The 16,373-nt window shown below is 65.6% G+C and carries 17 protein-coding genes and 1 tRNA gene; 7 read left to right on the plus strand and 11 right to left on the minus strand.

All coding sequences use genetic code 11. The features are described from left to right. Positions 1 to 86: 86 nt before the first annotated feature. Positions 87 to 593, minus strand: coding sequence for a hypothetical protein (locus tag OU426_RS11955; RefSeq protein ID WP_267634245.1), 507 nt, complete (start codon positions 591 to 593; stop codon positions 87 to 89). 24 nt (positions 594 to 617) lie between these two features. Further along, positions 618 to 1,070: a GatB/YqeY domain-containing protein gene (locus tag OU426_RS11960; RefSeq protein ID WP_267634246.1), complete on the minus strand. Its 453-nt coding sequence runs from the start codon at positions 1,068 to 1,070 to the stop codon at positions 618 to 620. A 174-nt stretch (positions 1,071 to 1,244) separates the two neighbouring features. Here OU426_RS11960 and carA point away from each other — a divergent pair, with 174 nt between their 5' ends. Together carA and OU426_RS11970 are read left to right on the plus strand one after the other, a co-directional pair. Beyond that, the gene (gene carA, locus OU426_RS11965) at positions 1,245 to 2,405 is read left to right on the plus strand and encodes a glutamine-hydrolyzing carbamoyl-phosphate synthase small subunit (RefSeq protein WP_267634247.1); all 1,161 of its coding nucleotides are present in this window, start codon (positions 1,245 to 1,247) and stop codon (positions 2,403 to 2,405) included. A gap of 91 nt (positions 2,406 to 2,496) precedes the next feature. Then, a complete protein-coding gene (locus OU426_RS11970; RefSeq protein ID WP_324289815.1) occupies positions 2,497 to 4,650 on the plus strand; it encodes a glycosyltransferase in 2,154 nt (717 codons plus the stop codon). Here the strand turns inward: OU426_RS11970 and OU426_RS11975 are convergent. Continuing rightward, complete coding sequence (locus tag OU426_RS11975; RefSeq protein WP_267634248.1) at positions 4,585 to 5,226, minus strand: GntR family transcriptional regulator; 642 nt, start codon at positions 5,224 to 5,226, stop codon at positions 4,585 to 4,587. The two genes, OU426_RS11970 and OU426_RS11975, sit on opposite strands and share 66 nt — an antisense overlap. 107 nt (positions 5,227 to 5,333) lie before the next feature. On the opposite strand from OU426_RS11975, the gene OU426_RS11980 reads away from it, so the two are divergent. The 3 genes from OU426_RS11980 (at position 5,334) to OU426_RS11990 (ending at position 7,614) form a co-directional block, all read left to right on the plus strand. Then, positions 5,334 to 5,990 carry a pyrimidine 5'-nucleotidase gene (locus OU426_RS11980; RefSeq protein WP_267634249.1) on the plus strand — a complete coding sequence of 219 codons (657 nt, stop codon included), beginning with the start codon at positions 5,334 to 5,336 and terminating at the stop codon, positions 5,988 to 5,990. Positions 5,991 to 6,070: 80 nt separating this feature from the next. Beyond that, on the plus strand, positions 6,071 to 6,313 hold the full coding sequence (locus tag OU426_RS11985; protein WP_267634250.1) for a hypothetical protein: 243 nt from the start codon (positions 6,071 to 6,073) through the stop codon (positions 6,311 to 6,313). An 83-nt stretch (positions 6,314 to 6,396) separates the two neighbouring features. Next, positions 6,397 to 7,614, plus strand: coding sequence for a UbiH/UbiF family hydroxylase (locus OU426_RS11990; RefSeq protein ID WP_267634251.1), 1,218 nt, complete (start codon positions 6,397 to 6,399; stop codon positions 7,612 to 7,614). Between the two features lie 57 nt (positions 7,615 to 7,671). On the opposite strand, the gene OU426_RS11995 is transcribed toward OU426_RS11990, so the two are convergent. The 4 genes from OU426_RS11995 to OU426_RS12010 all read right to left on the minus strand — a co-directional run bounded on the left by OU426_RS11995 (position 7,672) and on the right by OU426_RS12010 (position 11,526). Further along, a tRNA-Pro gene (locus OU426_RS11995) sits at positions 7,672 to 7,748 on the minus strand. Between the two features lie 182 nt (positions 7,749 to 7,930). Further along, entirely contained in the window at positions 7,931 to 8,905 is a 975-nt protein-coding gene (locus tag OU426_RS12000; RefSeq protein ID WP_267634252.1) for a DMT family transporter, read from the minus strand. Positions 8,906 to 8,959: 54 nt separating this feature from the next. Beyond that, a complete protein-coding gene (gltX, locus tag OU426_RS12005) occupies positions 8,960 to 10,279 on the minus strand; it encodes a glutamate--tRNA ligase (protein WP_267634253.1) in 1,320 nt (439 codons plus the stop codon). 68 nt (positions 10,280 to 10,347) lie between these two features. Beyond that, a complete protein-coding gene (locus OU426_RS12010) occupies positions 10,348 to 11,526 on the minus strand; it encodes an MFS transporter (protein WP_267634254.1) in 1,179 nt (392 codons plus the stop codon). A gap of 125 nt (positions 11,527 to 11,651) precedes the next feature. Between OU426_RS12010 and OU426_RS12015 the strand changes: the two genes are divergently transcribed. Continuing rightward, positions 11,652 to 12,059: a metallopeptidase family protein gene (locus OU426_RS12015; RefSeq protein WP_267634255.1), complete on the plus strand. Its 408-nt coding sequence runs from the start codon at positions 11,652 to 11,654 to the stop codon at positions 12,057 to 12,059. Between the two features lie 37 nt (positions 12,060 to 12,096). On the opposite strand, the gene OU426_RS12020 is transcribed toward OU426_RS12015, so the two are convergent. Then, on the minus strand, positions 12,097 to 12,396 hold the full coding sequence (locus OU426_RS12020) for a hypothetical protein (protein ID WP_267634256.1): 300 nt from the start codon (positions 12,394 to 12,396) through the stop codon (positions 12,097 to 12,099). 43 nt (positions 12,397 to 12,439) lie between these two features. Further along, positions 12,440 to 13,492 carry an SH3 domain-containing protein gene (locus tag OU426_RS12025; protein WP_267634257.1) on the minus strand — a complete coding sequence of 351 codons (1,053 nt, stop codon included), beginning with the start codon at positions 13,490 to 13,492 and terminating at the stop codon, positions 12,440 to 12,442. Between the two features lie 221 nt (positions 13,493 to 13,713). Between OU426_RS12025 and OU426_RS12030 the strand changes: the two genes are divergently transcribed. Next, positions 13,714 to 14,631: an MBL fold metallo-hydrolase gene (locus OU426_RS12030; protein ID WP_267634258.1), complete on the plus strand. Its 918-nt coding sequence runs from the start codon at positions 13,714 to 13,716 to the stop codon at positions 14,629 to 14,631. Between the two features lie 73 nt (positions 14,632 to 14,704). On the opposite strand, the gene OU426_RS12035 is transcribed toward OU426_RS12030, so the two are convergent. Beyond that, positions 14,705 to 15,655, minus strand: coding sequence for an endonuclease/exonuclease/phosphatase family protein (locus OU426_RS12035; protein ID WP_267634259.1), 951 nt, complete (start codon positions 15,653 to 15,655; stop codon positions 14,705 to 14,707). A gap of 75 nt (positions 15,656 to 15,730) precedes the next feature. Further along, positions 15,731 to 16,363, minus strand: a complete 633-nt coding sequence (locus OU426_RS12040; protein WP_267634260.1) for a hypothetical protein — start codon at positions 16,361 to 16,363, stop codon at positions 15,731 to 15,733. Between the last annotated feature and the right edge of the window lie 10 nt (positions 16,364 to 16,373).

Consider the following 16,373-nt stretch of genomic DNA (forward strand, 5'->3'; position numbering starts at 1 on the left):
AGGCACGCAAAAAAGAGCGTAGCCGCAAGCTTGTCTGGAATGCCGTTGGAATAGGTGAGGCATACCCGCCGCCCCAGGCCGCCCGGTCAGCGCCGCCGCCAGGCGAAGAGCCGCTGCCAGAGCCGCGCCTCCCAGACGAGCGCGCGGATCGCCCATTCGGGCAGCCCGTCCCGACGCGCCCGCGCCTCGACCTCCGATGCGGCATCCGCGCCGCCTATGACGGCGCGGATCAGCACGATCACCAGCGCCAGCTCGCCCGCCATCAGCGCCGCCACCGCGACCCAGCGCAGCGGTTCCAGCCAGTGCAGCAGCTGCTGGGCCGGACGGGGCACCAGATGGCCCGCGATCCACACGCCCGCGCAAGCGAGGGCCAGACCACGCAGCGCCAAGGCGCGGCCTGCGGGCCGGTAGCACAGGAAATGGAGCAGGGGCAGAAGCAGGATCAGATCAGCCAGAATTGCGGGCTCGCCATATGCGGATGCCCGCCAGTCCTCACTCTGCGCGAAAACCCAGTCACCAAGGATCACCAGCGCCGCCGCACCTGCAAACCAGTGCGCCTTCAGCCACCGGGCAGTCCCGAACGTTCCCGTCACTGGCGCCCCTCCGGCTTGACCGACCTATCCCAGCCGCGCCTTGATCAGCGCGCCCACCGCACCGAAATCCATCTGGCCGGTGTACTTGGCCTTGAGGACGCCCATCACCCGGCCCATGTCCTTGATCGACTGGGCGCCCACCTCGGCAATCGCCGCCGCCACCGCCGCCTCGACCTCCTCTGCCGATAGCGCCTTCGGCAGGAAGTCCTCGATCACCTTGATCTCGGCCAGTTCCTTTTCGGCCAGTTCCGGGCGCCCGCCCTCTTGATAGACCTTCGCGCTTTCCTGCCGCTGCTTGACCATCTTGCCCAGAAGCGCCAGCACATCCGCCTCGCCGAGTTCCGCCCCGGCGGTCCGCTGTGCGATCTCGCGGTCCTTCACCGCAGCAAGGATCATGCGCACGGTCGACAGACGGCCCATGTCCTTGGCCTTCATCGCTTCTTTCTGCGCGCTCTGGATGCGGTCGATCAGGTCCATCTTCAGTCTCCGTTCTTGCGAGCCCGACCCTATCCGTTCACCCATTCCGCCGCAACTGGCAGACGGTCCGTTTAACTTGTTGAAAAGATAGAAATTTCAATTTCACCCGCCCCCTTGACCGCGCCTCCCCGCCCCCTTAGGTTCCGCCAAATTCTGCACATCGGGAGTCGCGCCATGACCGGGGAAGCCCAGCCAAAGCCCACCGCATGCCTTGCGCTGGCCGACGGGACGGTCTTTTACGGGCGGGGCTTCGGCGCCACGGGCGAGACGGTGGCGGAACTCGTGTTCAACACCGCGATGACCGGCTATCAGGAAATCATGACCGATCCCTCCTACGCGGGCCAGGTCGTGACCTTCACCTTCCCCCATGTCGGCAATGTCGGCGTGACGCCCGAGGATGACGAAAGTGCGGAACCCGTCGCTGCCGGCATGGTGGTGAAATGGGACCCGACCGAGCCGTCGAACTGGCGCGCTGCCGAGGAGCTGACGGGCTGGCTTTCAAAGAAAGGCCGGATCGGTATCGGCGGCATCGATACCCGCCGCCTGACCCGCGCGATCCGCCAGCAGGGCGCGCCGCATGTGGCCTTGGCCCATGACCCCGAGGGCAAGTTCGACCTCGCGGTCCTTGTGAAGAAGGCGCGTGACTGGTCGGGCCTTGTGGGCCTCGATCTGGCGAAGGACGTGACCTGCGCGCAAGGCTACCGCTGGAACGAAACCCGCTGGGCCTGGCCCGACGGCTACGGCGAACGCACCGGCGCTGGCTTCAAGGTCGTGGCGATCGACTATGGCGCCAAGCGCAACATCCTGCGCTGCCTCGCCACCGTCGGCTGCGACGTGACCGTGCTGCCCGCCACTGCCACGGCCGAAGAGGTCATGGCCCACAATCCCGACGGCGTCTTCCTCTCGAACGGCCCCGGCGACCCGGCCGCGACCGGTGCCTATGCCGTGCCGATGATTCAGGGTGTGCTCGAACATGACGTGCCGCTCTTCGGTATCTGCCTCGGCCATCAGATGCTGGCGCTCGCGCTCGGGGCGAAGACCATCAAGATGAACCACGGCCACCATGGCGCGAACCATCCGGTGAAGGATGTCGAAAGCGGCAAGGTCGAGATCACCTCGATGAACCACGGCTTTGCCGTTGACAGCCAGACCCTTCCGCCGGGCGTCGTTGAAACCCATGTCAGCCTCTTCGACGGCTCGAACTGCGGCATACGCATGAAGGACCGCCCGGTCTTTTCGGTGCAGTACCACCCCGAGGCGAGCCCCGGGCCGCAGGACAGTTTCTACCTGTTCGAGCGGTTCGCCGCCGCAATGGCTGCCCGCAAGGCGGCCTGAGGGACTATTTTCATGAACGGCGGGCCGCGGTTAACGGCCCGTTAACCATGCGCGCGGAAGGCTGGTCCGGCCTTTCGTGAGTGCTGCCGCCATGTCACCCCCGCCCGCCGCGTCGCATCTGCGCCTCGTCACCGCCGACTTCGTGCCGGTCGCGGGCCTGCCGGGGCGCGAGCCGCGCCCGGCCGCCCGGTCCGTGGCGCCGCGCCGCAAGCCGCTTGGCCAGATCCTGATGGACATGAAGGCGGTAGATCCCGGCGACATGCTGAAGGCGCTCGCCCTGCGTGACCGGCAGGAGGTGGGGCTGGGCGACATCCTTCTTGCGCATGGCTGGGTCACCGAGCCTGCATTGATGGCGGCACTCGCGAACCAGTGGGGCGCCCGTATCCTCGACCTCGCGACGGAACCGCCGGACGCAAGGCTGATCGACGCGCTCGGCCCCGATTTCTGCCTAAAGGAAGCGGTCCTGCCCTGGCGGCGGATCGGCGCGGCGACCGTGATCGCCACGGCGCGGCCCGATGAGTTTGCCCGCCTGCGCACCCGCCTGCCGGAAGGCTACGGTCCGGTGGTGATGGCGCTCGCGTCCGAGCGCGACATCCATGCGGCGATGATCTCCTCGCGCCAGACCCGCCTCATACGCCGGGCCGAAACCCGCACCGATGCCGGCGAAAGCTGCCGCACGCTCGACATGGCCCGCGCCGGGCGCGTCGCGACGCTGGGCCTCGCCATGCTTGCCGGCCTGATGGTGCTGGCTCCGGCCGCCGGTTTCCTTGCGCTTCTCGGCTGGGCCTGCCTGACGCTCCTCCTTTGCATGGGCCTGAAGGCGGCCGCCTTCCTGTCGGAACTCAGGGCGCAGGTCAGCGCCCCGCCACAGGCCGAACCGCCCGCCATCGCGCGCCTGCCGGTCGTGTCCATCATGGTGCCGCTCTTCGACGAAGACGATATCGCGCCCCGCCTGATCGAACGGCTCGGGCGGCTCGATTATCCCAAGGAGTTGATCGACATCCTCCTCGTGGTCGAGGAGGAAGACCGACGTACCCGCACGGCGCTCGCCCGCCGCCGCCTGCCGCGCTGGATGCGAGTCGTCACCGTGCCCGCAGGCCCGATCCGCACCAAGCCGCGCGCGCTGAACTATGCGCTCGATTTCTGCAAGGGCGCGATCGTCGGCGTCTATGATGCCGAAGATGCGCCCGATCCCGGCCAGATCCGCACGGTTGTCCGCCGCTTCCATGAACGCGGGCCAGAGGTCGCCTGCCTGCAGGGCATCCTCGATTTCTACAACTCCCGCCACAACTGGCTGACCCGCTGCTTCACCATCGAATATGCCGCCTGGTTCCGGGTGATGCTGCCCGGCATTGCGCGTCTGGGCTTCGTCGTGCCGCTTGGCGGCACCACGCTTTTCTTCCGCCGCGCGGCGCTTGAGGCGCTTGGCGGCTGGGACGCGCATAATGTGACCGAGGATGCCGACCTTGGCGTGCGCCTTGCGCGCCACGGCTACCGGACCGAACTGATCCCAACCGTGACCGAGGAAGAGCCGAACGGGCGGGCGCTGCCGTGGGTCAAGCAACGCTCACGCTGGCTGAAGGGCTATGCGATGACCTGGGCCGTCCATATGCGCGATCCGGCGCGGCTCTGGCGGCAGCTCGGGCCGCGGCGTTTTGCCGGTTTCCAGATCATGTTCCTCGGAACGCTGTCTCAATTCGTGCTGGCGCCGGTTCTCTGGTCCTTCTGGGGCCTCGCCTTCGGCCTCGGCCATCCGCTGGCCGCGCATATGCCGGTCTGGGGCCTCGCCGCGCTCGGCGGCCTCTTCGTCCTCTCGGAAAGCCTTAATATCGCGGTCGGCATGTGGGCTGTGCGCGGGCGCACTCACCGCCATCTGATGCCCTGGGTGCCGACGCTCTGCCTCTATTTCCCGCTCGGCGCGCTCGCCTCCTACAAGGCTTTGTGGGAAATGGTGCGCGCGCCCTTCTTCTGGGACAAGACCCGCCATGGCGTGCTGGACATGGCGGGGGCCATAGTCGCGGAACCCGCCCTGCCGTTTCTGGTGCTGACAAATCCTGCTCTTCCGGCGCGCGATGGCGCGGCAACCATCCTGCCGCTTCGCCGCCGCAGGCTCATCTGGTCGCATCCGGCACCGCGATTCTATGAACCGCCGCCCGCCCCGCCCGAGGGCGCGGCGGCCCTAGCCGTCGCGTTCGCGCCGGGCAGCACCGGCATCGAGTTTCAGCCGCGTTTCGAAGGCTTTTGAGATATGCGCCTTGAGCGCGCTGGCAGCGCCCTCGCCATCGCCAGCCGCAATCGCCGCAACGATGGCCGCGTGTTCATCCAGCGCCGCCGTTCCCCGGCCTTCGGCTGCAAGCGAGGTGGTGGCCAGAAGCGCCATCGACCGGTGGACGAGGTCAAGCTGGCTGACCAGATGGCGATTGTGAGAGGCCAGATGGATCTGCTTGTGGAACCTTTTGTTGGCCCGCGACAGCGCCTCGGGATTACCAAGATGGGCGCGGTCTTCCTCGACCATCTCGGTCAGGACCCGCACCTCCTCGGGACTTGCATGTTTTGCCGCGAGCCGCGCGGCAAGGCCCTCCAGCTCGGCCCGCACCACGTAAAGTTCAGCCAGCTGGTTATGGTCGAGCGAAGCGACGATCAGCGAGCGGCCGTCGCGCGCCAGCATCGACTGGGTTTCCAGCCGCTGCAGCGCCTCGCGCACCGGCGTGCGCGACACGCCGAACCGTTCGGCGAGATCGGATTCCACCAGCCGATCGCCGGGCCGGTAGTCGCCCTGCTCGATCGCCTCCAGAATAAGCGTGTACGCGTCTTTCTGCATCCGTCCCTCCCGCCGGAGCGCGAGCCTAAGGCCGCAGCGCCCCCCTTGGCAAGCGGCCCGGTTGCGGCGCGTTGCGAACGCCCCTGCGCCGCTATAGGGTCCTGCCCATGCCGCGCGCCCATTTCCAGCATGTCACCACCTGGGTCTTCGACCTCGACAATACGCTTTACCCGCCCGAAGTGCGGCTTTTCGACCAGATCGAGGTCAGGATGACCGATTATGTGATGCGCACGATCGGCGTCGACCGGGCCGAGGCTGACCGGCTGCGTTCGCACTATTGGGCGACCTACGGCACCACGCTTGCCGGGCTGATGCGCGAACATGGCGCTGACCCCGGCCCCTATCTGACGGATGTGCACGAAATCGACTTCTCCGTTCTGTCTCCGGATGCGGGGCTGGCCGACGGTATCGCCCGCCTGCCCGGCCGCAAGATCGTCTATACCAACGGCTGCGCGCCCTATGCAGAACAGGTGATCGCAGCGCGCGGGCTTTCGGGGCTTTTCGACGCGGTCTACGGGATCGAACATGCGGGCTTCCGCCCGAAACCCGAACAGGCAGCCTTCGAGACGATCTTCGCCATCGACGGCACAGACCCCGCCCGCGCCGCAATGTTCGAGGATGATCCGCGCAACCTCGCCGCGCCCCATGCGATGGGCATGCGCACCGTCCATGTCGCGCCCGCCCCCGAGCCGGCCGACCATATCCAGTTCCACACCACGGATCTCGCCGCCTTCCTCGCCCGTCTTTCCGCACCCGCGCCATAGTGCCGCAGGCACATCCTGTCGCATGGTCCGCGCCCCATGCGAAGCATAGCTACGCACCCGCGAACAGGAAAGGTTGTCTCATGACCGACATGACAGGCGCGGCCGCCCCGCGCCACTGGTTCTACGCCATCCCGCTTCTGGGCTGGATCGCCCGCGACATCGCCCATGGCGACGAGGACAACATCTATTACGCGCTGGTGATCCTGCTCACCGCGCTTGTCCTCATCTTCAAAACCTGGGGTCTTGCGGGCATCACCATGGTCTGCCTCGCGGCCGTGCCGCTGGTCTTCCTGATGCTGATCCTCATCACGCTCGGCAAATAGTCCAGGCGCGGCCCCCGGGGCAGAATGCCGCTTGGACCCGCCCGGCGCGCTGGGATAGGGTGCACCCCGAAGAAGGGGGCGCCATGGCACGCGAAACGGTCGATATCCTTGTCTCCGGCGGCGGGGTCGCGGGCCTGACGGCGGCTGCAGCCTTCGGCAGCATGGGGTTTTCGGTCGCCTGCGTCGATCCAGCCCCCCCGGTGACGGATGGCGAGGCCGAGGGCGCCGACCTGCGCACCACCGCCTTCCTGCAACCCGCACGCCAGCTGCTTGAAGAGGCCGGCCTCTGGCCGCGCCTCGTGCCCCATGCCGCCGCCCTTCAGGTGATGCGGATCGTCGATGCGGGCGGCGAGGCGCCCGAGCCACGCATCGTGAAGGATTTCGTGGCCTCCGAAATCTCGGACGAGCCATTCGGCTGGAACCTGCCCAACTGGCTTTTAAGGCGCGAGATGGTGGCGCGCCTTGCCGACCTGCCGAACGTCAGCTTCCGGCCCGGCACCGCGACGAAATCGGTCCTGACCCGCGAAAGCGCGGCACTTGTCACCTTCTCGGACGGCGCGACCATCGCCGCGCGGCTACTGATCGCCGCCGACGGCCGCGACAGCCCGGTCCGCCATGCGCTCGGCATCGACGTTCACACCACCCGCTACGGGCAGAAGGCGCTGGCCTTTGCCGTCACCCATGACCGCCCGCATGAGAATGTCTCGACCGAGGTTCACCGCTCCGGCGGCCCCTTTACCCTCGTACCACTGCCCGACCGCGACGGGCGCCCCTCTTCCGCCGTGGTCTGGATGGAAACGGGGCCCGAGGTGGCGCGGCTCGCCGCCCTGCCCGTCCCGGAATTCGAAGCCGAGATGACCGCACGCAGCGCCGGACTTTATGGTCCGCTCACACTCGTGACGAGACGTTCGGTCTGGCCGATCATCAGCCAGACGGCGGCACGGATGGCAGGTGAACGGACCGCGCTGATGGCAGAGGCAGCGCATGTGGTGCCGCCCATCGGCGCGCAGGGGCTGAACATGTCGCTGGGCGATCTCCGCTGCCTTCTCGACCTCGCCCGCGAGCGCCCCGACGGGCTCGGCGACCGCACGATGCTCGCCGCCTACGAACGCCGCCGCTGGCCCGAGGTCAAGGCGCGCGCCGCCGGGATCGACCTTCTCAACCGCGCCTCGATGATCGAAACACGCGCGCTCCGCGACCTGCGCGCGGGCACGTTGAACGCCCTCTATTCGATGGCGCCGGTCCGCAAGACACTGATGAAAGCCGGTCTCGGCATGAACCCGGCGCGCCCGAAAGGTTGAGAGCTTTCGCACGCCTCGCCGGGGCCCGATCTCAGTTCTTCATGAAGTCCGGGAAATTGGTCGGAGCGAGAGGATTCGAACCTCCGACCCCCTGCTCCCGAAGCAGGTGCGCTACCAGGCTGCGCTACGCTCCGACCGATGGCGGGGAGTTACCGAGTCGCGGCAGCTTTTGCAAGCAGATAGAGGCGGGGCTGGCGCACCGGTTTGACAGGACCTCCTCGAGCACTGCGTGCACGCGTCGGAAGGCGGGCGCGAGGCGTGCATGAAGTGCTCGACGAGCCTCCGATCCAGAAAAACAGCCGCCGCACGACCGGCCTCACCGCCCGCCGCGGCCGGGGTGCAGCATGCGGCCAAGAAGGCCCGAGCGCGGCGTGGTGATCGTCTCGTTCCGCCCGCGCGCCTCCAGCACCGGCTGGTTGCGCGAGGCACCCGAGCGCGTCTCGCGCAGGACGATATAGATGCCCGACAGGATGATCACGGCCGAGCCGATCAGCGTCCAGCGGTCGGGACGTTCGTCGAAAAGCATGTAGCCATAGGCCACCGCCCAGATCATCTGGCTGTACTGCATGGGCGCCGCGATCACCGCCTCGGCCATCCGGTAGGAGAGGATCGACAGAAGCGTCCCCGCCATGCCCATCGCCGCGATCACCCCCATCAGCCCCAGATGCCCGACCGGCATCGGCTTGTAGACGAAGGCAAGCAGCGCGCCGGTCACAAGGAAGTTGCCGAGGATCGGGTAAATCAGCAGCACGGCGGGCCGTTCGTCATTGCCGAGCTTGCGCACGATGATCGAGGTCAGCGCGCCGGAAAAGGCCGCGACCAGCGCTGCGAGATGGCCAAGCGACAGGTCGGCCTGCCCCGGTCGCAATACGATCAGAACGCCGATCAGCCCGACCAGAACCGCCATCCAGCGGCGGAGCCGCACGGTTTCACCTAGGATCGGCACCGACAGGATAGTGATGATCAGCGGGATCGCGAACAGCATCGCATAGGTCTGCGCGAGCGGCAGATGTCCGAAGGCATAGAAGGCCGAGATGCCGGTGATCACCGCGGTCAGGCTGCGGAAGGCGACCCAGCCCGGGTGCACGGGCACAAGGCTACCCCCCGACCGGTCCTGCAAGATGAAGACCGAAAAGAGCGGAAAGGACAGAAGTGCGGCGAAGAAGATGATCTGGATCGCGGAATAATCGGCGCCCAAAGTCTTGACCACAACGTCATGGGTCGCGAAGACGCCCATCGCCGCCAGCGCCGTCAAGGCACCCTTCAGATTCTGACTGCCCGGCTCTGACATGGACACTCCGTTACCGCTAGCGCTCCTTTGCGCCAACGGCGGGCGGAAGACAAGTCAGCCGCGCCGCACACGCTCCAGCAGCGGCATCAGCTCGGCCATTTCCGGCCCGCTCTTCTCGCCCGTCAGCGCCAGGCGCAGCGGCATGAACAGGCCTTTGCCCTTGCGTCCGGTCGCCGCCTTGACCGCTTCGGTCCACTCGGCCCAGGTCGTCTCGGAATAAGGCGGCTCGGGCAGCAAGGCCAGCGCCTGAGCGACGAAGTCGCGATCCTCGTCGGCGATCATCGGTTCCGCCCCGTCGCGGCAGAGCGTCCACCAATGGGCAAGATCGTCGAGCTTCACGATATTCTTCGAGGCCACGGCCCAGAACCGTTCCGCCTTCTCCGCCGGCACGCCCAGCCCCGCGATCCGCTCCTGCACCTCAGCGAAGGGCAGGCGCTGGTTGCGCTCGCGCGTGAGCGGCCACAGGTCCTCGGCGTCGAACTTCGTCGGCGCCGCACCGAACTGCGACAGGTCGAACCCGTCGGCGATCTCATCCAGCGACATTTTCAGTTCGACCGGCTGGGAAGAGCCAAGCCGCGCCATCAGGCTCAGAAGCGCCTCTTTCGCCACGCCCGCCGCGCGCAGGTCGCGCAGCGAAAGCGTGCCCAGACGTTTCGACAGCCCCTCGCCCTGCGCCCCGGTCAGAAGCGAATGGTGCGCGAAGGCGGGCGGGGTGCCACCCAGCGCCTGCATGATCTGAACCTGGGTCGCGGTATTGGTCACATGGTCGGCGCCGCGCACGATATGTGTCACGCGCATGTCAACGTCATCGACCGAGGAAGCGAAGGTATACAGGATCTGCCCGTCCGCCCGGATCAGCACCGGGTCGGAGACCGAGGCGGTATCGATCGAGACCGGCCCGAGAATGCCGTCATTCCATTCCGTCCGCTTCTGGTCGAGGAGAAACCGCCAATATCCCGGCCGTTCCCCGCGCAGCGCGTCCTTCTCGGCGTCCGACAGCTTCAGCCCCGCGCGGTCATAGACCGGCGGCTTGCCCATGTTCAGGAGTTTCTTGCGCTTGAGGTCCAGCTCCGTCGGGCTTTCGAACACCTCGTACAGATGCCCGCCCTTGCGCAGGCCGTCTGCCGCCTCGCGGTAACGGTCGAGCCTCAGCGACTGCTTCTCGATCCGGTCCCAGGTAAGGCCGAGCCATTCGAGATCTTCCATGATCCCGTCGGCATATTCCTGTTTCGAGCGTTCCTGATCGGTATCGTCCAGCCGCAGGATGAAGGTGCCGCCGGTTTTGCGGGCGATCAGATAGTTCATCAGCGCCGTGCGGAGGTTTCCGACATGGATATATCCGGTGGGCGAGGGGGCGAAACGGCAGACGGTCATGGAAAGGCTCCTGTTCGCCTGTCCTCTTTCACAGGCAGGCGTTTTTGTCCAGTTGGCGCCTCTTTCCGTCAACGCGCGCTGAGATTCCAGAGCCGCCCGCGCAGAAGAAGATAGCCCACAAAGAGAAGGACGGCGCCGCAATCCAAGAGGACCGCCTGGCGCAGGCCCACCACCTCGACCAGCCAGCCGAGCGCCGCCGTCCCGATCGTCGCAAGCCCCCAGATCGCGGTCTGATCGACCCCGATCAGAAAGGCGCGGTCGGCGGTGGGCGCATCGCTCAGATAATGGCCATAGATCATCGCCTTTCCCACGGAATTGCCGCCGAGCAGGAAGAGAATGGCGAGGAAAGCCCAGAAACTGCCGACTAGAACCGTGCAGAAGAAAAGCAACGCCGCCAGCGCCCAGACCAGCATCGCCCAGCGCCCCGGATGCTGAAGGCGCGAGGCGAAACGCACGGCCAGCCCCGATGCGAGGATGGCGCCCACCCAACCGACCGCCCCGGTCACGCCAAAAAGCGCCGCCCTGTCCGGAAAATGCTCGCGCATGATCATCGGATGAAAGATGTAGTAGGCCGGGATGACGAAGGCGCCCAGCATCACGCTGCCCAGAAAGATGTCGAAGCTTTCGGGAAAGGCACGGAAATGCGCCGCCACACGGTGCGGGCTTGGCGGTTGCCACTTGGGGCGCACAGTGATGGTCGGCGCGTTGGTATGGGCCCGCAGGCGCAGGACGCTCAGCGCCATCAAAAGCCCGTTCACGACAAAGCCGCCCAGCGCCGACAGAACCGGCAACAGGAGCGTGGCGAGATTTCCCGACAGTTTCGCCGCATTATGCACGGTGGCGGCAAGAAGGGCGTTATCGGTGGCCGGGCGCGGCGTTGCCTCGGGGATGAATGTGTCGATCGCCGGGTTGGAAATGGCGCTGAAGATGCCGCTGAACAGGCAATAGGCGCCGAAGGCCCAGGGGCTGAACCCGACCGCCGCCTCGGCCAGCCCGTAAAGCCCGAGCGTCAGCGCAAAAAGCCCGGTCGAGACGCTGTAGGAGAGCCGCGCACCCAGACGGTCGGTCAGGCTGCCGCCTAGGGCGGTCAGGATCAGGAAGGGCAGAAGCTGCAGCGACTGGTAGAAACCGATCTCTGCCGCCGTCAGACGGGCATGGAACGCCATGTACCACATCATCAGGATGGTCTGGAAACCCTCGCCCGCGTGCCAGAACCCATAGGCCTGGAAATACCGGCTGGAAAACAATCGCCCCTCCCATCCGGCACGTCGCTTTCGGCGGGCAGGCTGCCCCACCCAAGCGCGCTGGTCGCACAACCCCTTCCATAGGGCACTGCTTTTGTCCATATGAAGCGCCTGAACCGGAGAATGCGATGAACGACTGGCTGGGCCGCGCGGCCCCCGACCTTGAGGCGATCGAAAGCATGGCGCGGGCGACGCTCGCCGACCTGCCGCCGCAGTTCGCCCCCGCCGCGCAGGGCATCCTTCTGCGCGTCAGCGATTTCGCGCCCGAGGAACTGCTCGAGGACATGGGGATCGAGGACCCGTTCGAACTGACCGGGCTCTACGACGGCATTCCGATGATCGAGAAATCGGTGATGGATGTGGTCGACCGGCCCGACATGATCTGGCTCTTCCGCCGCCCGATCCTCGACGAGTGGGCCGAACGCGGCGACGTGACCTTGGGCCAGCTCGTCGCCCATGTGACGATCCATGAACTTGCCCATCATTTCGGCTGGTCCGACGAGGAGATTGCCGAGATCGACCGCTGGTGGGAATGACGAGGGCGGCCACGCCAGGCGCGGCCGCCGCTGCGCTTTAGAGAGACCCTTCGTTGGTCAACGACATGGGCGTCGTGGTTGCACCGTCACGATAGCCGATGCACTGCCATCTGGCCTGCTGCGGACCTACACCAGCGATGACTTCGGTGCCTGCTTCAGAGAAGCTCGAACTCAGCAGAACAACGTCGGGATTGTTGGTTGTCTGGCTGATCGCGCGCAGACAGGCCTGAGTCTCGGGTGACGGAGAGGTCGTCGTGATGGCCGATGATTCCTCGACACAGCCCGCCAAGCCTGCGACGAAAAGAACCGCGATACCGAATTTGAAATTCCTATTCATGTTTTGCCCCCTGTTTGCAGTCGTTTGTCAATTCCAAACCCATTCACTTTATACGCAGCAAAATCTGATAGTTGATGGTCGCATTGCTTCGGTTGATCACTTCCACTATGTGATCGCCGGACTGCCACAACTGGCCGCGATAGTCTTTTGCCACATTGATCTGCTCCAAAAGGAAGGAGCGGTCCGGATTGAAGATCTGATAGCTCAGGTCCAAAGAATTCCCGGCTATAGCCACATCCAGAAACTGCCCGTTGCGCGCCCCGAGGACGTAACTGCGGGACTCGCCTGGCGCGAGTGTTCCCGAATAGTTGGCTTCGCTGGCGCCCGGCGCGAACTTGACATGCACTGAACCGCTTCCTTCACCACCCGCCGCGGGCATTTCGGGAAGTTGTGTTGCGGCGCCCGATCCCTCCACGAGGTAATCGCCCGCCGCCCAACCCTCGTACCCGGGATCGGCGAGCGTGGCGACGCGGCACCAGCGTCGCCCTTCCGACATTCTGCAGCCGAGGTTGCGCAACTGTGTGCGGTTGGGCACCGCTTTGACGACCGAGGAACCCGCAGAGGGCTGCGAGCGCAGGTTCAACGGCCCGCCGCTTGTGCTGACCGCCAGATAGTCCGGCCCTCCGGCAAGCCCGTCAGCGAAGTCGCCCGTAATCACCTCACCCATCGCACCGCTGATCGAAATACCTAGCGAATAGTCCGACCTCTCGTTCCGACGGGCGGCTGAGCGCATCAAATAGACGGAAATCGTGTAGTCGCCCGAAGCGGGCAGAACACCCTCAAAACGGTTTATGTCGAACACGCCTTCCCCAAGGAAGCCGCTGCTCGCAAGCGCCTCGTCCCCCGGCCCTCGTCCGGGTCTGTATATGTTGAAATAGGTCGCCCCATTTGACGGGAACAGGTCGACGGACATGCGCTGCCCGGCTTCGGCCCCAACTACATACAGGACGGATTCATATCCGACGATTGTATCTTTGATGGTCTTGCCCGAACTGCCGGCAGGAAAATGCACCGCCACGGTGCGCTCTTCTTGTGCGCCAGCGATAAGCGGGAAAGACAGAAGAATGGCAATGACCAAAGCTACTCGAAAACGCATCTTCCGAACTCCACAAATCAGGTGGTCACAGGGCGTCGTTTGTCGATTTGACCAAATGTTAGGCAGCGAAATCGAATCGGCCAACCAATTTCCTGCCGAAGGCGCTGGCCTGCCGAGGTCTCGACGCCCCGCTGGTCTGCCCGTCCCAACACACAATCGTGATTCCGGTCCGCGATCGTCACTGGTTAGCATTCCAGCCTTCAACCAAGGGGGAAGCTGTAATGAAAGACCTGACCCGCCGCCAAAGCATTACCCTTAGTCTTGCTGCACCGGCCATTGCGCTTGCCGCAGCACCGGTCTCGGCCAAGGCCCCGATCCAGGGCCCCTCCGCCGCGCTCTATCAGCGCTTCATGCTCGGCGATCTCGAAGTGACAGCGCTTCTGTCGAACAATCGCACCGTGGAAAAACCGCATGAGATTTTCGGCCTGAATGCTTCGGACGAAGACTTTGCTGCCGTCTCCGCACAGGCTTTCCTGCCCACCGACAAGGCGCAGTTCTTCTTCACGCCGACGCTTGTCAACACTGGCTCCGAACTCGTCCTCTTCGACACCAGCACTGATCCCGGCAGCATCACGGCGGCGCTCGCCGCTGCGGGCTATGCACCCGACCAGATCGACAAGGTCGTGCTGACCCATATGCACCCCGACCACATCGGCGGGTTGATGACCGAGGGCAAACCGACCTTCGCCAATGCGACCTATGTGACCGGCGCGACCGAGCACAATTTCTGGTCGGCCAACCCCAGCGACCAGTTCACCGCCAATGTCGTACCGCTGAACGACAGGATCGCCTTCCTCGACGACGGCGGCACCGCCGCGCCCGGCATCGTCGCGATGGAGGCCTTCGGCCATACGCCCGGCCATATGGCCTTCGTCCTCGACAGTGGCGGCAAGGTCATGGCCATCACCGGCGACACGGCGAACCATTATGTCTGGTCGCTTGCCTATCCCGACTGGGAGGTGAAGTTCGACGCCGACAAGGCCAACGCTGCCGCAAGTCGCCGCCGGGTCTTCGGCAAGATCGCCGCCGACCGCATTCCCTTCATCGGCTACCACATGCCCTTCCCCTCGATCGGCTACGTCGAGGCGCAGGGCGATGGGTTCCGCTATGTCCCGGCGAGCTATCAGCTGATGCTCTGAGGGCACCGCTCGCCGAAAGGCATGCCGGAGGCCCGGTCCGGCCTCCGGCAATCCGGCAGGATCGGCCCTGCCGTCAGAAGCTGATCTCGGCCAGCGTCGCCCGGTGGTCCGAGGGCCAGGGATCGACGGCAAGATCGGTGCGCGGGCCGGTCTCGCCCACGATCCAGCCGCCCTTGACCGTCAGACCCTCTGCCTTTGCGAAGGCGAAATCGATCCGGTCGTGATGATCCTCGGGGTCCTTTTCGTCGCCCTGTGGTGTCCAGGTATAGGCGGGCTTCGCCACCGGGTCGGGGTTGGCCGCGCGGTAGCTGTCGACGAAACCGGCCTCCGACAGGCGGTGCGTCGTCGGCCATTCCACCGTCACCGGCTGCTGACCCGCCGCCACCGCGGCCTCGGTCCAGTCATGTTCCGACGGTTCGTTGAAATCGCCGAAGACGAAGACCGCCGCCGCCCCCTCTGAAGCCTTCATATCCTCAAACAGCAGGTCCATTGCGGGGCCGCGCGTCTGGTTCGCCCAGTCCTGCGCCTCGGCTTCGGTCTTGATGAAGGGCGCCGGGCCATATTCGATGCCTAGAAGCTGGTAGGGTTGATAGGGTTCGTCATCGAGATGGATGTTGAAGGCCCAGACCGTCTGGCCATTCACATCGATCGGCACACCCAGATCGTTGGTTGACGCCGCGCCGATCGGATAGCGCGACAGGATCGCATTGGCCCAGAGCGCGACATTCTCCTGCGTCTGGTCGTAATAATAATAGCCCAGCGCCTCGGCGATCTCCTTGGCGACCGACGGCCCACCCGCCGGGCAGCTTTCGGCGGTGCAATCGTCGCCTTCGATCCGGGTCTCCTGAAGGCCCACGATATCGGGATTGGCGGCCTTCAGGACCGCCACGGTTTCCTCGACGCCTTTGCCGTCGTTCGCGCCGCCACCGTAGATGTTGAAGCTCATGATCCGAAGCGTGGTTTCGGCCCCGGCCGGTGTTGCCAGAAGCCCCGCCGCCAGCGCGGCGATGATGTGTCTTTGCATATGTGCCTCCCTGTTTCGGGCGGGGGAAGGCTAGCGCGGGAAGAGATTCGGGGGAAGTTTATTTTGACTGACTATTCAATAAATATCTCGAACGCCCAGCAACCAGCCCGCCAAAGCCCGGGCAGCATCCGCCTCCGCCCCTGCCGTCGCCGCGGGGCCGTCCTCATGCGTCCAGCCATGATCCGTACCCCGGATCTCGACATGATGCAGGCCCGGCAGGCCTTGATAGGCGGCCTCGCGACACAACGCCGCCGACGGATCGCGCGACCCGATCAGCGAAAAGGAGGGCCCCGGGCAAAGCACCATCCGTTCCATCAGATACGTCCCCCTCAACGACGGCGTCAGCCAGAGCCAGAGCGCCCGCGCCGGAGGCGCCGCCATCATCCCGCCCATGGCAATCGTGCCGAGCGACTTACCCGCGACCCACAAGGGGCGGCCGTCCGAGCGCGCCAGCGCCTCGCCCAGCAGCGCCGCGCCATCCGCCTCGATCCGCGCCAGTTGCGCCTCATCCTCCTGCGCCATGAAAGCCGGATCGTCCGCATAGCTGAAATCCACCCTGAGCCGGGCAAGTCCCTGCACGGCAGCGCGCGCGGCCACCATCGCCAGCAAGGGACGGTCCGAGCGATAGGTCAGACCGGCGAGGATCAGCGCGAGGCCCCGGCCGGTGCCGGGTTCATATCGCAGCGTTGCATGGGGCGGACTGGTCATGATCCTCCTC

Origin of the sequence: Frigidibacter sp. RF13, assembly GCF_026626305.1 — a bacterium.
Classification (GTDB): Bacteria; Pseudomonadota; Alphaproteobacteria; order Rhodobacterales; family Rhodobacteraceae; genus TMP-24.

Excerpts from the sequence above, each read along its gene's own strand:
- carA (WP_267634247.1), top strand. The coding sequence starts at position 1,245 with ATGACCGGGGAAGCCCAGCCAAAGCCCACCGCATGCCTTGCGCTGGCC.
- OU426_RS12040 (WP_267634260.1), bottom strand. The coding sequence starts at position 16,363 with ATGACCAGTCCGCCCCATGCAACGCTGCGATATGAACCCGGCACCGGC.
- OU426_RS11990 (WP_267634251.1), top strand. The coding sequence starts at position 6,397 with ATGGCACGCGAAACGGTCGATATCCTTGTCTCCGGCGGCGGGGTCGCG.
- OU426_RS12020 (WP_267634256.1), bottom strand. The coding sequence starts at position 12,396 with ATGAATAGGAATTTCAAATTCGGTATCGCGGTTCTTTTCGTCGCAGGC.
- OU426_RS11980 (WP_267634249.1), top strand. The coding sequence starts at position 5,334 with ATGCCGCGCGCCCATTTCCAGCATGTCACCACCTGGGTCTTCGACCTC.
- OU426_RS12025 (WP_267634257.1), bottom strand. The coding sequence starts at position 13,492 with ATGCGTTTTCGAGTAGCTTTGGTCATTGCCATTCTTCTGTCTTTCCCG.
- OU426_RS12015 (WP_267634255.1), top strand. The coding sequence starts at position 11,652 with ATGAACGACTGGCTGGGCCGCGCGGCCCCCGACCTTGAGGCGATCGAA.
- OU426_RS11960 (WP_267634246.1), bottom strand. The coding sequence starts at position 1,070 with ATGGACCTGATCGACCGCATCCAGAGCGCGCAGAAAGAAGCGATGAAG.
- OU426_RS12000 (WP_267634252.1), bottom strand. The coding sequence starts at position 8,905 with ATGTCAGAGCCGGGCAGTCAGAATCTGAAGGGTGCCTTGACGGCGCTG.
- gltX (WP_267634253.1), bottom strand. The coding sequence starts at position 10,279 with ATGACCGTCTGCCGTTTCGCCCCCTCGCCCACCGGATATATCCATGTC.
- OU426_RS11970 (WP_324289815.1), top strand. The coding sequence starts at position 2,497 with ATGTCACCCCCGCCCGCCGCGTCGCATCTGCGCCTCGTCACCGCCGAC.
- OU426_RS12030 (WP_267634258.1), top strand. The coding sequence starts at position 13,714 with ATGAAAGACCTGACCCGCCGCCAAAGCATTACCCTTAGTCTTGCTGCA.
- OU426_RS11985 (WP_267634250.1), top strand. The coding sequence starts at position 6,071 with ATGACCGACATGACAGGCGCGGCCGCCCCGCGCCACTGGTTCTACGCC.
- OU426_RS12035 (WP_267634259.1), bottom strand. The coding sequence starts at position 15,655 with ATGCAAAGACACATCATCGCCGCGCTGGCGGCGGGGCTTCTGGCAACA.
- OU426_RS11975 (WP_267634248.1), bottom strand. The coding sequence starts at position 5,226 with ATGCAGAAAGACGCGTACACGCTTATTCTGGAGGCGATCGAGCAGGGC.